This is a genomic window from Martinezella paranaensis, from assembly GCF_014200235.1.
Classification (GTDB): Bacteria; Pseudomonadota; Alphaproteobacteria; order Rhizobiales; family Rhizobiaceae; genus Rhizobium; species Rhizobium paranaense.
Window position 1 is genome coordinate 1 of record NZ_JACHBI010000016.1, and the last position, 13889, is coordinate 13889.

The following is a 13889-nucleotide window of genomic DNA, read 5'->3' on the forward strand; positions in this document are numbered from 1 at the left end:
AGACCGAAAACCGGACCTTTCTTGCGATATCGAGTATTCGAGAGCCTCCAATATACCAGGAATATCAACAACCTGCTGATACTTCACGGCCGACTAGTTATTTCCCTGCTTCAATCGCCGCGAAAATCTCAGTGGCGATCTTCTTCGCCTTGCCGTTGAACGGCAGCGATTTAACGGCCGCCAAGTTTACCGGTTCTCCAGCAACGATCGCGCCAATCATGCCCATCGAAAAGTGAGGGGTGCACTGGTAAATGTAGACGCCAGGCACCTCAATCTTGATTGAAATTTCCTGATTAATCTTGCCGCTCCATGGAGCGGCCCCGTCGGGAATGGCATTTTTAATCGACACGCTATTGTGCCCCTTATCCTTCAAAATAAAAGTGACTGTGTCGCCGGGCTGGACGCGGAGAAGCCGTGGCTCAAAAGCCATTACTGTTCCGTCTGCCGCTTTGTTTGTCATTTCCACTTTGTAGTCGGCAGCGTACAAAACAGTGGGAAGCAGCAGTGAGAATGCAGCAGCAAATGCGGTTGCGAATAGCTTCAAAGGATCTTCCTTTATGATGAAGAGCCGCCGTGCAGCGGCTCTTTGGGTTTCAGAGGGAGAGGTTTTATACTAAAGTCAGTTCCTTGATCGGGAGCGACCTAATCCTCGGTCCGCCGGCGTCCGCGATTGCGTTGACAAGTGCGGCTATCGTGATGGGAACAGCATCCTCACCGACGCTCTGGGGGGAGCCGTCGCTTGGTAACAGGTTTATTTCAATCTCGGGCACCTGCCCAATGCGAAGTATTGGGTAGTCATAAAAGTTGTTCTGCTGCACCTGACCATCCTCCACGGTGATCTCGCTGTAGAAGGCGTTCGTCAAGGCGTAGGAGATGCATCCTTCAAGCTGCTGCCGTACGATATCCGGATTGATGATGGTGCCGGCGTCGATTGTTATCGCAACCTTATTTACACGAACGGATGCGTCCTTGATCGTTACGTCGACCACCGCCGCCTTGGACGACGACTCGTAGCCGAGATAGTAAGCAGTGTCGCTGACCGCTATGCCCCGGCCCGAGCCGGTCTTCGCACGCTCACCCCAGCCAGCTTTCTCGGCGGCAGCATCCAGGACCCGACGGAGCGTCTGGGAGCGTGCGACTGCAATGTTGTAATTCTCAAGGCCCTTTGGGATGAGGGATGGGTCAAGCAGCGCCCTATACAGATCGACGGAGTCCTTATCGGCCAAGACTGCCAGCTCATCGAGAAAGCCGAAGTTCATCCACAAGTGCTGCGTTAACCCCACACCCCTCATCCACCCGAATGGAATGGGTGTGGTCTTGTCGCGTTGGTAGGCGATTTGCATGTTCGGGAAAAAGAAAGGAAAATGCGTTCCACCATAGGATTGCAACGCGGCTTGTGCGCTGGCGATTCGGCATGACCAGGTATCGATGTTTCCGTCGTCATCCAGCGCACCCGCGAATTTGACGACCGTGAGGGGCGTGTAGGTGCTACGCTTTATGCATTCCTCTCGACTCCACAGCACTTTCACTGGCGTTCCCAACATGGCTTTGCCAACCTGAACCGCCTGATACACGAAGTCGTTCTGGACGCGGCGACCAAAGCCGCCCCCGCATTGCATCAAGTTGAACTTTACGTTTTCCGGAGCCGCGCCCGTGAGTTCAGTTGCAATACGATGGGCATCGTCGGCATATTGGCTCCCGGCCCAAACAGTCGCTTTGGTTTTCTCAATTAGTACCGTGCAATTGAGCGGTTCCAACGGCGCGGGATCCATGAACGGGAAAACATATTCAGCGGTCAGTGATCGCGCCGCTTCCTTCATCCTTTTGGCGACGTCACCGGTCTCAACCAACACAGGCAACTCCCCGCCTGCCTGCTTAGAAAGCGATGATTTCAACGTTTCCGATGTCAGAGCAGCATGGGGTCCGCCATCCCACTCGATCTCGAGTGATTCCAGGGCTGATTTAGCCTCCCACCAACTATCCGCGACGACGGCAACGGTGTCATCAATGTTTACCGCAGCGGCCCACAGATCGGGATCCTCCCCGTCCGGTACTGGCGAATTGTAGCCAACGAATCCGCCTTTAATTTTGACAATCACAGGATGGCCCGGCAAGCCCTTGAGCGCCTCATCTTTGATGCGAACAAGATTACCGCCAAAGACCGGGGATTGCTGCACGGCGGCATACCGCATACCTGGCAAGTCTACATCGATACCGTATACGATCTCTCCGCGCGTTGCAGGCACGGTACTGCGAGGGGCTATCGGCTTACCGATAAAGCGGCGATCGGCAACCGACCTATATACAACCTTCTCAGCTGGTGGAGGAGTCAGCTTCACCGCTGCTGCAGCGACGTCGGCGTACCTCAGGGCACGGCCGCTCTTGCCATGGTGCACTTGATTCCCGCTGGTCGTCAGCTCTTCCGCCGGCACGGAAAGGCGTGCTGCCGCCGATTCAATAAGCATGGCGCGGACTTGCGCTGCCGCGAGCCGCGAGGGCGCAAATAGATAGTGCGCGGACAAACTTCCAAGCGTCGTGGTCCAGACATAGGGCGTGCCGCGAGCCTTGCTGATGGCAGGATCGTAAAAAGCCACGTTCGTCTTTTCCCAGTCTGAGTCCAATTCTTCGGCAAGCATTTGCGGAATTGTCGTCGTGACACCCTGCCCTACTTCGGTCTGCGGAATCGTGTAGGTCACTGTATTGTCTGGGTTGATGACGATCCAGGATAGAATTTCTATCCCTTCGGCCTTCAGAGCGGAACTTGGCTGCGCGCCTGAGCTTGTAATCGGGAAAACGACCGCCCCTGCTAGTGCTCCCGTGCCGAGAAGAAATGCGCGACGATTGACAGAGACGCTCATTGAGCTGCTCCTTTCATCATAGCTGCGGCGGCATGAATGGCCGCGCGGACGCGAGGATAAGTGCCGCACCGACAGATATTGGTGAGCTCCTTATCGATATCCTCATCTGTGGGCGAGGGATTCTTGGCCAGAATATCGGATACGGCCATGATCATGCCGGACTGGCAATAGCCGCATTGGGGCACGGCATGCTCGATCCAGGCCTGTTGAACGGGATGTGAATGATTGGGACTCAACCCCTCGATCGAAGTCACCGATCCCCCTGCGACACTGTCGACGGTGGTTATACAGCTACGCACGGCCTCGCCGTTAAGATGAACGGTGCATGCACCACACTCGCCGACGCCGCAGCCGAATTTTGTGCCCTTAAGCTTGAGGTAATCGCGAATGACCCAGAGCAGAGGCGTAGCCGGATCGACATCGATCGAGCGCGCGCTGCCATTAACTGTAAAATCGACTTTCATTGTCTTCACCTCCGGAGTGTGGTCCCGTTTGTCGCAGATCATCTTTTATGGCAGTCTGCCAAAATTATTCACAATAGTAAATACATTTGGCATCCCCCAGACGTGCGAGGGATACGAATAGGAGAAATGAAGGAAATGATCCTGAAACACGCTACATTGACGGGAATAACGATTCCGAATTAATTCTACACTCGCCTAAATTGAGGCCTCAGGCTTGTGGTCAGGTGTGTTTCATGAAATGAAAGCAGGCATTTAAAAACACGGAATGTGCATGCGCAAAGAAACTCACCAGCGCCGTCGGCCTGGCCGCCCCTCGCATGATGGTGACCTCAAAGAAACTATCCTAGACCACGCCGAGATCGTTTTTGCGGAGCGGGGTTATTCGGGGGCGAAGACGCGCGAGATAGCGGCGAATGCGGGAGTAAATCAAGGACTTATCCGCTACTATTTTGGAGACAAGGAATCGCTATTCGATGAGGTTTTCCGCCGGCGCGGGGGCATATTGTCGGGTACCCGCCATGTTCTGCTCGACAAAGTGCTGGAAGAGGCTGAGCGCCCAGCTGTCGAGGCTATCGTAAAGGCCTATCTGCAGCCCCAGTGGGACATGAAGTACAGCAACGAGAACGGCGCTTCATTTGTACGCCTCCAAGCCCGATTGCATGCCGAGCAAGAGGAGCACGCTCTTCGCCTACGCCGTGAGGTTTACGACGCCTCTGTCCGGCGATACATCGACGCCCTTCAAACTGCGATGCCTGGTATACCCCGTGATCTTTTGAGCGTACGCATGGCATTTCTCGTGGGTACCTACATGTTCATGCTGAACGACCTCGGCCGTATTGGCGACCTAACGGAAGGAAAGGTCTCGCCGCTCGGTAAGGAGGCCATGCTCGAGAACCTCGTCGCCTTCCTCTCCGCTGGTTTACGAGCACCGGTCAGTTAAGTTGATCGTGCGGATTCAAGACGCCGACAATGCGTCGACCTATGAGCCAGGACTGGGACATAATCGGTGGCCTTCTGGCTCTCGACACGGGTCAGTTGCCGCTCTGCACAAGATAACTGACCTATTCCGAGTGAGTGATCTGGTTCCCCGGCCAGACGGCCAGCGCCTGCTTTGCCGATCTGCTGACACCGCCCATTGCAATAATAATTCCCGTTTTGAATAATTTTGCTTCAAGGGGGCGCTGAGCCGTGTATTATCCACTCATTGAGCGTGCGAGGCATCAAGCGAACGAGAACATGGTCGTGCGGCCAGATTAGGTAAGACTGCGAAACGGATGTGACAGGCCACGAGATTTCCTGGTCTGACACGGATGCAACTAGTCGAAACCAGAAGTCAGCTGGCGTCAATTAAGCCGCGCTATTGCGGCCGGGAAATATCGTTTGCTGCGATTTGCCTTTGCGGCGCAAGTATACCGTCCGGTCACTGTGAAGACGGGGGTGAGAGAGGGCGAGTGACAGTCCCTCGACGCTCTGTCCTGTTTGCACACACCTCGAACCGCGGACTCGCATAGTTTGGTTTTGTAAGGGACAGTTATGCTCAAGCCTTCGAATGAAATGCCCTTAGCGGCGCCGACCAGAGCAGTCATGACCGACGATCCAGCCGAAATCCTCTCGTTAGCGGTTTCTTGGCTGCGAGAGGGAGGGGTTGCTCTCGCAACGCTCATCGAAATTCGCGGTGGTTCCGCACGGTCCCTAGGATCCCAGATCGCCGTTGCCTCAGACGGCCGCTATTGCGGTTATATATCCGGCGGTTGTGTAGAGGCGGCGGTCGCTTTTGAAGCAATGCTTGCCATTTCACAAGGCCGGGACCGTATGATACTGCTTGGCGAAGGTTCGCCATACTTTGACATCGTACTACCGTGCGGTGGCGGTATAAAAGTCGCGATTCACGTCCTGAGCGGAATAAGTGAGATACAACGCATCCTCGACCGCCTCACGAGAAGGGTTCCGGCAGCACTCAGATACTCGCCACGCTCACAGACGCTCACGGTTGCCGCTCCGCCGGTCAAATCTGGGTGGGACGGAGAAGGTTTTCTAATTAAGTACGTCCCTCCGCCCAGGATCGCCTTGTCTGGAAACGGGATCGAAGCTGAGACACTTTCCCGGATTGCAGCAGCATGCTCTTATGATGTCCTTCCGCTTTTTGATGGCGACCGAGGCTTAGACGGCTTGCTTGACCACTTCACCGCTGTTGTTTTGCTTCATCATGATCTTGAGCGCGAGCGCCCGATCCTCCGAATTGCTCTAAAATCTACCGCCTTTTATATCGGTGCGTTAGGTAGTGCCCGTACACACCAGAAACGTTTGGAACGACTTCGAGATGATGGGATGAAAGATTCCGATCTAGAGCGCATAAGGGCACCCATCGGGATATTTGGACCAGCAAGAGAGGCAAACTCACTCGCTCTTTCCATACTCGCAGACATCGCGGCTACACGGGCGTTGTAACTCCTCACCTGGTTCTGTAGGGCCCGGCATTCCAAAGCCGGAACGACCTCCTCTTCGGCGGCCGTCGTAGCGCGTCTTGAGACGCGAGCTTGCCCCGACGAACAACTGATTTGGCTGGATGCCATGCCGACGGGCTACAATGCTCACCGGCGCATCCGCCTCGCAGGCAACATTAGGAGGCAGACAACGCGTCGCGTACGGAAGTCGACGGTGTTTTAACGAACCAGACCATCTGCCGCCGCCACAGCTTCTCGAGCAACCTTGCCTCGTTGACGGCGTTCAGCGAAATCCATGTTTTGATATATCCATTCCGATGCGAATAATCGTCACCGTGGTTAGCGCGTGCCAACGAATTGGTCCCAGTTATCCGCTTCTCGTACCAAAGGTCTTTCGATCAAATAATTGATGTCTCCGATTGGCGTTTGGTCAATTTCTCGACCGAACCGGTGACCTGAATGAACCGCATCCGCGATTGTGCCTGGCGCATAGCAGTCGCCGACCGCATGGACGGTGAAGTGTGGCGGGTTGTCTGCAACTGTTTTACGCAGATCCCGAAGTAAGCCGTCGTTCGGTGAGCGTAGACAGATCATCACCACCGTCGCGGCAGGCAACCGTATTTCTTTACCGGTGTAGATACAGTGGGCTTCCACCTCGTCAGTGCCGACCTCAACTAGACGTCTAGCCGTGACGAGCTTCACATCCAGGCTGAGCAAAGCTTGGTGGACGACCTCCCGCTCGGACGTATATTTAAGTAACGGAGAAGGTTCTGGATCCGGGGTAAGGAGCGTAACGTCCAGACCTTGCTTGGCGAGCTTTTCAGCGATAACCCCTCCCAGGTAGTAGCCTTCATCGTCATTGATAACAACCGGACCTTTAATCGTCTGGCCCGAAAGCACGTCATCGGGAGTGATGACGTGTCGCTGGTCCCAGCCCTTGACCGGAAAACGGTTTGCCTTGCCGATTCCGTCCCGGTCCCACCTTGCGCCAGTTGCGACGAGTATTGTTGAAAAGTCAAAATCGTCGACATCGGAACATTGTATTTCACTTCCGAGATAGACATCGATATTCGGCAACTTGTTGATCTGACCGATTCGATAATCTGCCACGCGCCGGTAGGTTGACAAACCTGGTAGTGTCGATTCGAGCACCGACCGGCCTCCCAGGAAAGTGTTGCTCTCAGAGAGCGCAACAGAATAGCCCCGCCGTCCAAGCGTTAGAGCTGCTTCAAGCCCTGCTGGGCCGCCGCCGACAACGAGCACGCGTGCATCGGACCCCTTTCCCGGAACGCGTTCGGGATGCCAACCTCGCCGCCATTCTTCCCCCGTTGTTGGATTTTGCGTGCAACGAATACCACCGCCCATGTACTGCATGGACAGGCACGTGTTGCAGCCTATGCATTCACGAATATCTTCTATACGACCGTCTTCAATCTTTTTCGGCAGAAAGGGATCTGCAATTGACGGACGTGCCGCTCCGATCAGGTCGACCAACCCCTTCTTAATGAGCGACACCATGCGATCTGGCGACGTGTATCGTCCGACGGCAACCACCGGCTTTGTTGTCACTTGTTTCACGAAGGCTGTAAACGGTTCCTGCCATCCCTCATCAGCAAAGCGCGCGGTCATAACATCGAGATTGATGTTCTGAACGTTAACGTCCCAAAGATCAGGCAATTCTGCCAACATTTCGACGACCCGCCGCCCGTCTCCACTGCAGGTATAGCCCGCATCGCCGAGGCCTTCATCAACACCAAAGCGGACGGCAACCGCACAATCGGACCCAATTTCTTCTTTGGTATCCTCAATCAACTCACGTAGCAGTCGAGCACGATTGGCAATTACTCCGCCGTATTCATCGGTTCGCCGATTGACACGTTCCGTGATGAAGTCGCCGGGCAATCCCATCATGTGGCTTGCGTAGACGTACACGATATCGAATCCGATGTCGCGTGCACGCCGGGCAGCAGCGCGATGCCATTTTCTAACGTCGGCAATATCCTGCTTATCCATCTGCCGGACGACAGCCGGTACATCCATTGCAGGCCTGGGTGAGGCAGACATCGGGCGCTCTCGAGACATGCGGTTTCCAGCGAGAGCACCCTGATGGGTCAATTCGCATCCGGCAAGGGCGCCGTGCTTTTGAACGGCTTCTACCATAAGCCGAAGCCCGGGCTTGTCATCATCCGACCAAAGCCGCTCACCTCCGCTCGGGGAAGAATCCGAGGAGGGATGGATCATACACAGTTCGGTATTCACTACCCCCCATCCGCCCTCTGCCTTTATCTCACGAAATCTTGCTGTGGCGTGCGGAGAAAAAGTACCGAGTGCCGTACAATGCGGAACTTGGTAAAATCGATTCTTGGTAGTCTTAGGCCCGATTTTAACTGGCTCAAAGAGTACATCGTATCGTGGATCACGCGCCATATAACCTCCCACGGCCCCCCGCCAGCTGACTTCGGGACCTCGCCTCGGTGACCTTGAACCTCAGCTGTCGTCCAGCCAGGCAGAACTCCATCAGGCTAGCGATTCGGCGTATGAGCTTCAAGATAATTATTCAATATTAGATTTTACGACCTGCAAGCCGAGTCCTTGCGCACACGAGGGGATTCACAGGATAACGGCTAAGCTACCGTTTCTTCGCATTAATGCGCCTAATAGGTTCTGTCACGGCAAGCGATCTGACCATACCGTCAAAGCACAATTAAATATCATTTTGACTAATTAATTCTATGCTGAGGAACTACGGGGAGTGGTCTAGATGGGCTCGGCATTTGCTGGAGCGTCGAGGGTAAAGCGCTCGGGCTGTGAAGCCCATGCCTTTCACATGAACTCGTATGGTGTGAGGCCGTTGGGTCTTGAGCCTGCGGCCGAAATTGTAAGCGGCGCGAAGTCGGCAAGATGCTGGCGCAGTTGATCGTGGCTTTCATAGTAAAAGCGTCTGACGGTGGCATCCTTGACGGTTCAGTTCATTCTCTCAACCTGGCCATTGGTCCATGGATCCTTTACCTTGGTCGTGCGGTGCTCGATATCATTGGTGGGGCAGGTGTATTCGGAGGCATGGGCCCAGAAACGTTCGCCATTGGCGATCCCTTCTTTGATCAGCGGCACAGCCGACCCTCCTCGTTTGCTCCTGCTCAAATTTCTCCCGCTCATTCCAAGTAAGCTTTATCGGACGCGACTGGCGCACCTTTCCATTCCGGATATGATGCTTTCAACGGGAGCAGACGGAAAAGTTGGAAATCGCGCTGCACCACTCTAGAGTGGATGAGCCAGGCGCGCCGAGACAAAATCTCTCGGTTTTCACCTGCCTTGATTGACCTCAAAAACTATGGACTTCTGGCGTTCCAACGCGGACCAAGCGACGATTTTTGCAACGCCTGCCTTCCTGACTTCGGAAGTCTCAGCCGCCGGTGACGCTCATATGACGGGCGACTGCAGGCTTGTTCCGGGTGCGGTCGAGGATGAAGTCGTGGCCCTTGGGCTTACGGGTGATCGCCTCTTCGATGGCTTGCGAGAGCAGAGAGTCGCCATGCGACGCGCGCAGCGGCAGGCGGAGGTCGGCGGCGTCGTTTTGGCCAAGGCACATGTAAAGTGTGCCGGTGCAGGTCAGACGGACGCGGTTGCAGCTCTCGCAAAAATTATGGGTCATCGGCGTAATCAGACCGAGCCGGCCGCCGGTTTCCGAGACCTCGACATAGCGCGCCGGACCGCCGGTCTTGTATGTGATATCCGACAAGGTGAACTGGTCAGCCAGCCGATCGCGCATCTCACTGAGCGGCATGTAGTGGTCGGTGCGATCTTCGTCGATCTCGCCCATCGGCATGGTCTCGATCAGCGTTAGATCCATGCCGCGCCCGTGCGCCCAGCGCAGCATGTCAGGGATGTCCTGATCGTTAAAGCCCTTCAGCGCCACGGCGTTGATCTTAACACGGATCCCCGCCGCCTGCGCCGCGTCAATGCCTTCCAAGACCTTCGAAAATTCGCCCCAGCGAGTAATCTGCTTGAATTTGTCGGGATGGAGCGTGTCGAGCGAGACATTGATACGCCGCACGCCCGAATCGGCAAGTTCGGCGGCGAATTTTGATAGTTGCGAACCGTTGGTCGTCAGCGTCAGTTCGTCGAGCGCACCCGAATGGACGTGCTTGCCAATCTCGCGCACCAGGAACATGACATTCTTGCGCACCAGCGGTTCCCCGCCAGTCAGGCGCAGCTTACGCACACCCTTGGCGATGAAGGCGGAGCAGAGCCGGTTCAATTCCTCCAGCGTCAGAAGATCCTTCTTCGGCAGAAAGGTCATGTTTTCCGCCATGCAATAGGTGCAGCGGAAATCGCACCGATCCGTCACCGAAACCCGGAGATAAGTGACGGCGCGTCCGAACGGGTCGACCATCGGCGTTTTGGCGCCAATGAGCTCAGTAGCGTCGGCCTGATCGATGGTGACGGTATCCAACGAAATTCTCCTGTTGAACCAATGTCGTGAGCGAAATGGGCGGCGTTACCGGTGAAACACTGTCTTTCCGTCGGGGGAAGTGAACGCAAAGAATTCCTCCAGGCAGGATTCTGCGGTACTGCGCAACGATCGAATTGTGCTACGTTCGTTTGCCTTGTTATCGGATTTTTGCTTTACCTTGTCCAGTCGATGCTGGCCAGCAAAAGCAAGATGTCAACCGAGGAGCGAATGACGCTCAAGATCGACAATGATCGTCCCGTACCGCGAGTAATTCCGCCAGCTCAGATCATCAATGGCCACAACCAGAAGTCTTATTGTATGGACGCCGGGTTCTTGTACTTCAATTGCCGCAAGATCGTGTCGTCGCTGACCTGCATGCCGAGCCGGTGCATCAAGTACTCAGCCGGGCGACCGCCCATCCTGTGCCAACCAAGCCCACAGCCATGCGTTCAGTTCGTCGCATACAGGGTGAAGCAGTCTCAGACAACCTGTCGGTGAGCTCCGTCACCCGCATTTCGGGTACCTACACTGCCGCCGGTTCAGTGCGAGTTCGATTTTCATCAAGATGCCATGATGCTAAGCTCTGACAATCGCACGTGACATTGCGCGGCGTAAGAACAAATCAAATTCCTGCAATTTGCGGCCCGACAGGTACAATTCCTGAGGGATTTAGGGATGTGATGGAGTAATAGCCCCGTTTTATGTGCTCGAGATTCACGGTCTCGCGGACGCCCGGAACGGTTAGCACCCGTGCCAGATAAGCGCTCACAGATGGATAGTCCTGTAACCGCCGCACATTGCATTTGAAAAGGCTGTAATAGACCGGTTCAAAACGGACAAGCGTAACGAACACCCGAATGTCGGCTTCGGTAAATCTCTCGCCGAATAGAAAATCGCCAGAAATGCTCAGCCGTCTCTCAAGCAGGTCTAGCGCTAAAAAGACGTCCGCCACCGCGCTCTCATAAGCCTCTTGAGATGTAGCGAACCCAGCACGGTAAACGCCGTTGTTAAAAAGCGGGTATGTCCAGTTGTTGAGCTCTTCGACCTCGGCGCGTAATGCCTCCGGAAAGAGGTCGCAATCCGACGTCGCGTACTGGCCAAAACCAGAGTTGAAAATGCGGAGAATGTCTGCGGACTCATTATTGACGATGGTCTTGGCCAAATTGTCCCACAATACCGGAACAGTCGCCCGTTTTGAGAAGTCCGGGGCAATTCTCTGGTAAATCTCACGGAGATAACTTGCCCCTTCGAATTCGTGCTCGGCCGTTCCCGAACGCGGGCCGAAGTGCCATCCGCGTTCTGTTAGCTCAGGCTCAACTATGCTGACCGAAACCACTTGCTCCAGCCCTTTGAGCTTTCGCGCAATGAGCGTGCGGGACGCCCAGGGACAGCTCAATGCAACGATTAGGCGGAAGCTCCCGGCCTCTGCTTTGAAAGCATGTTGGCCATCTGGTCCAGGCTCACCGGTGGGTGTAATCCAGTCTCGGAAGCTCGAAGGCTGTCTGATGAACTTGCCTCCGGCATCCGTCTCAAGGGTTCGTATATCGTGCCCTTTATTTCCCATCGATTTTATCCTTTCTTCAAGTCTCCCGCGAGGAGAGAACACACACACGAACCCGTGGTGGGGCCAAACCCCAGACGCTCCGCCTTGCTAGGATTGCTCCTCCTCGGCTTCCAAGAGAAGCGCCCCTAGGTCGAGCGGCTTGTTGAGTGCTTGTGCGTCTGCTGCAGTCAAGTCATGCCGCCACCCCTCCCAAAAACTCGGATCGCGATCCCAAGCAAGTTCAATGCCGTTACCGTCAGGATCGCTCATATAGATGGCCAGATGGCTCGTATGGTCTGCAGCCCCATCAATGGGATACTGTTTATTCATCAACCGCTGAAAAGCACGCGCAAGATCGCGGCGGCTCGGATAATTAATCGCAAAGTGATAGAGACCAGCCGTCCTTTGCGGCGCAGGCGGGGCACCTTTGCTTTGCCAGGTGTTCAGGCCAATCTGGTGGTGATAGCCTCCCGCTGACAGGAACGCAAAACTTCCCAGATTAAAGTTGAGATTGAATCCTAGAACGTCGCGATAGAACGAAATGCTACGATCAATATCCGCTACCTTCAGGTGGATGTGACCAATGCGGGTTTCGGGCGGCGTGCGGTATTCAACCATTATTTCTCCATTCTTGCGGATGCCAGATGTTCAGCCCCGCGCCAGGATGCATCGAGGCACCACCGAGCGCGGCTCACCCGGATACAGCCGGTGCCATCTCGGATCTGGTTGCTATTGAGCACCTTTGCTGACGTCAATAAAACTCGGATAGTCTCGAAGATGCCATTCTGGAAATACGATACTCAGCTGGCAAACCAACGTGTTGAAACCCGGGCATGATTGCTCACTCCTCAGTCGAGTTCACCGATGGCCTGCCTGCAGCGCCCGAAAAGCGCACGATATTCCGCATCAAATGCAAAGTTTCGAGCCGCACGCCTAGCTGCGGTGCACACCGCGGGTCTCATCCGCCATCTCCTCGAGGAACAGACTCGTCCCATCGGCTTAACGTCCCATACGTCAGCTGGCCCGATTAGCTATGACGGTTCGGTCCCCGGTCGATTCGTCCCGAACGAGAATTAGGCGCATTAAAGTCCGCCGTATTTTTCGAACGTGTTATTTGCAACATTCCCTCTTTTCCGTTCGATACGTCGCCGCTTGAATGGCATGAGGCGCCAAGGCGTAACTCGAAAAGAGGTATTATCATGATCGACATCAGAACCGCCCCTTATGCAGCCCTGGCTCTGCGGCTGTCTATGGGCTCCATGTTCGTGGCCCATTCCGCCCAAAAACTTTTTGTTTACACGCCCACCGGGACGGCGCAGTTTTTTGTATCGATCGGTCTCCCGGGATGGCTGGCCTATCCGGTGATTGCATGGGAACTGATCGGCGGCTTGGCCCTCATCTTTGGGGTTTATGCGCGCTTTGTTGCGGCGGTGTCGATACCACTTCTGCTGGGAACCATTTTCTCGGTTCATGCAGGCGTTGGTTTCTTCTTCGACAATCCACACGGAGGTTGGGAGTTTCCCGCGTTTTGGACCATTGGTCTCTTTGGCCTGGCATGTGTCGGGGACGGTCCCCTGGCTGCGGTGCCTACGCCGTCCCTGGTGACTAGGCGCGCGAAAGCGATCAGCCTGACACAGCGATAACTGACGATATTATTGAAAGACGAAACAGTCGAGTATCAGTGTTATGATCAGAATCGTCTTTGATACCGACTGCGTCGCCTGTAGCCGTTTCGTCCGCTTTGTTCTGGATCACGAGATTGACGCGCGGTGCCAGTTCATCAGTGCGTGGTCGCAGACAGGTTCTGATCTAGCCATTCGTCAGGGCCACGATCCACGTTTGTATGAAATCAGTTTCATGGTACTTGACCGAGATCGTGCGTTGGTGAAGTCCGACGCGGTGCTTCATATCTTCACATCTCTGAAAGCGCCGTGGCGCTGGCTCATTGTCTTAAAATACGTGCCGAAGGTGTTACGGGACGCGGTCTACACGTTCCTTGCCCGCCGTCGCTACGCTTGGTTCGGTCGGCGCGAAAGTTGCTTCATTTCCCCCGCGTCCTTACGCGAGCGGTTTGTAGAACCAGAAGGTTCGCGTCCGGTTGATTGCGGTCGTTGACGAGAAGCACCT

The 13889-nt window shown here is 55.1% G+C and carries 11 protein-coding genes and 2 pseudogenes; 4 read left to right on the plus strand and 9 right to left on the minus strand.

The features are described from left to right. Positions 1-97: 97 nt before the first annotated feature. The 3 genes from GGD50_RS27310 to GGD50_RS27320 form a co-directional block, all read right to left on the minus strand. Positions 98-505, minus strand: coding sequence for a pseudoazurin (locus GGD50_RS27310; RefSeq protein WP_343070022.1), 408 nt, complete (start codon positions 503-505; stop codon positions 98-100). 103 nt (positions 506-608) lie between these two features. Next, complete coding sequence (gene ndhA, locus GGD50_RS27315) at positions 609-2858, minus strand: nicotine dehydrogenase subunit alpha NdhA (RefSeq protein ID WP_183940100.1); 2250 nt, start codon at positions 2856-2858, stop codon at positions 609-611. Beyond that, positions 2855-3322 carry a (2Fe-2S)-binding protein gene (locus tag GGD50_RS27320; protein WP_183940102.1) on the minus strand — a complete coding sequence of 156 codons (468 nt, stop codon included), beginning with the start codon at positions 3320-3322 and terminating at the stop codon, positions 2855-2857. The genes ndhA and GGD50_RS27320 overlap by 4 nt, the downstream gene beginning before the upstream one ends. A 271-nt stretch (positions 3323-3593) precedes the next feature. Here GGD50_RS27320 and GGD50_RS27325 point away from each other — a divergent pair, with 271 nt between their 5' ends. Further along, on the plus strand, positions 3594-4262 hold the full coding sequence (locus GGD50_RS27325) for a TetR/AcrR family transcriptional regulator (RefSeq protein WP_183940104.1): 669 nt from the start codon (positions 3594-3596) through the stop codon (positions 4260-4262). A gap of 644 nt (positions 4263-4906) precedes the next feature. Further along, positions 4907-5770, plus strand: a complete 864-nt coding sequence (locus GGD50_RS27330; protein WP_246451551.1) for an XdhC family protein — start codon at positions 4907-4909, stop codon at positions 5768-5770. A 4-nt stretch (positions 5771-5774) separates the two neighbouring features. On the opposite strand, the pseudogene GGD50_RS27335 reads toward GGD50_RS27330, so the two are convergent. From GGD50_RS27335 to GGD50_RS27360, 6 genes and pseudogenes are all read right to left on the minus strand, one after another. Next, positions 5775-5935 (minus strand): annotated as a pseudogene (locus GGD50_RS27335) (IS3 family transposase); the annotation flags it as partial. Positions 5936-6105: 170 nt separating this feature from the next. Then, positions 6106-8193, minus strand: a complete 2088-nt coding sequence (locus tag GGD50_RS27340) for an oxidoreductase (RefSeq protein WP_183940108.1) — start codon at positions 8191-8193, stop codon at positions 6106-6108. 399 nt (positions 8194-8592) lie between these two features. Further along, a pseudogene (locus GGD50_RS27345) lies at positions 8593-8802 on the minus strand (integrase core domain-containing protein); the annotation flags it as partial. A gap of 367 nt (positions 8803-9169) precedes the next feature. Then, positions 9170-10219 (minus strand): GTP 3',8-cyclase MoaA, encoded by a 1050-nt coding sequence (moaA, locus tag GGD50_RS27350; protein ID WP_183940110.1) that lies wholly within the window; start codon positions 10217-10219, stop codon positions 9170-9172. A 622-nt stretch (positions 10220-10841) separates the two neighbouring features. Beyond that, positions 10842-11783, minus strand: a complete 942-nt coding sequence (locus tag GGD50_RS27355; RefSeq protein ID WP_183940112.1) for a glutathione S-transferase family protein — start codon at positions 11781-11783, stop codon at positions 10842-10844. A gap of 87 nt (positions 11784-11870) precedes the next feature. Further along, positions 11871-12380, minus strand: a complete 510-nt coding sequence (locus GGD50_RS27360) for a VOC family protein (protein WP_183940114.1) — start codon at positions 12378-12380, stop codon at positions 11871-11873. A gap of 581 nt (positions 12381-12961) precedes the next feature. On the opposite strand from GGD50_RS27360, the gene GGD50_RS27365 reads away from it, so the two are divergent. Together GGD50_RS27365 and GGD50_RS27370 are read left to right on the plus strand one after the other, a co-directional pair. Then, positions 12962-13405 (plus strand): DoxX family protein, encoded by a 444-nt coding sequence (locus GGD50_RS27365; protein WP_183940116.1) that lies wholly within the window; start codon positions 12962-12964, stop codon positions 13403-13405. 43 nt (positions 13406-13448) lie between these two features. Next, complete coding sequence (locus GGD50_RS27370) at positions 13449-13877, plus strand: thiol-disulfide oxidoreductase DCC family protein (protein WP_183940118.1); 429 nt, start codon at positions 13449-13451, stop codon at positions 13875-13877. Positions 13878-13889: the final 12 nt, after the last annotated feature.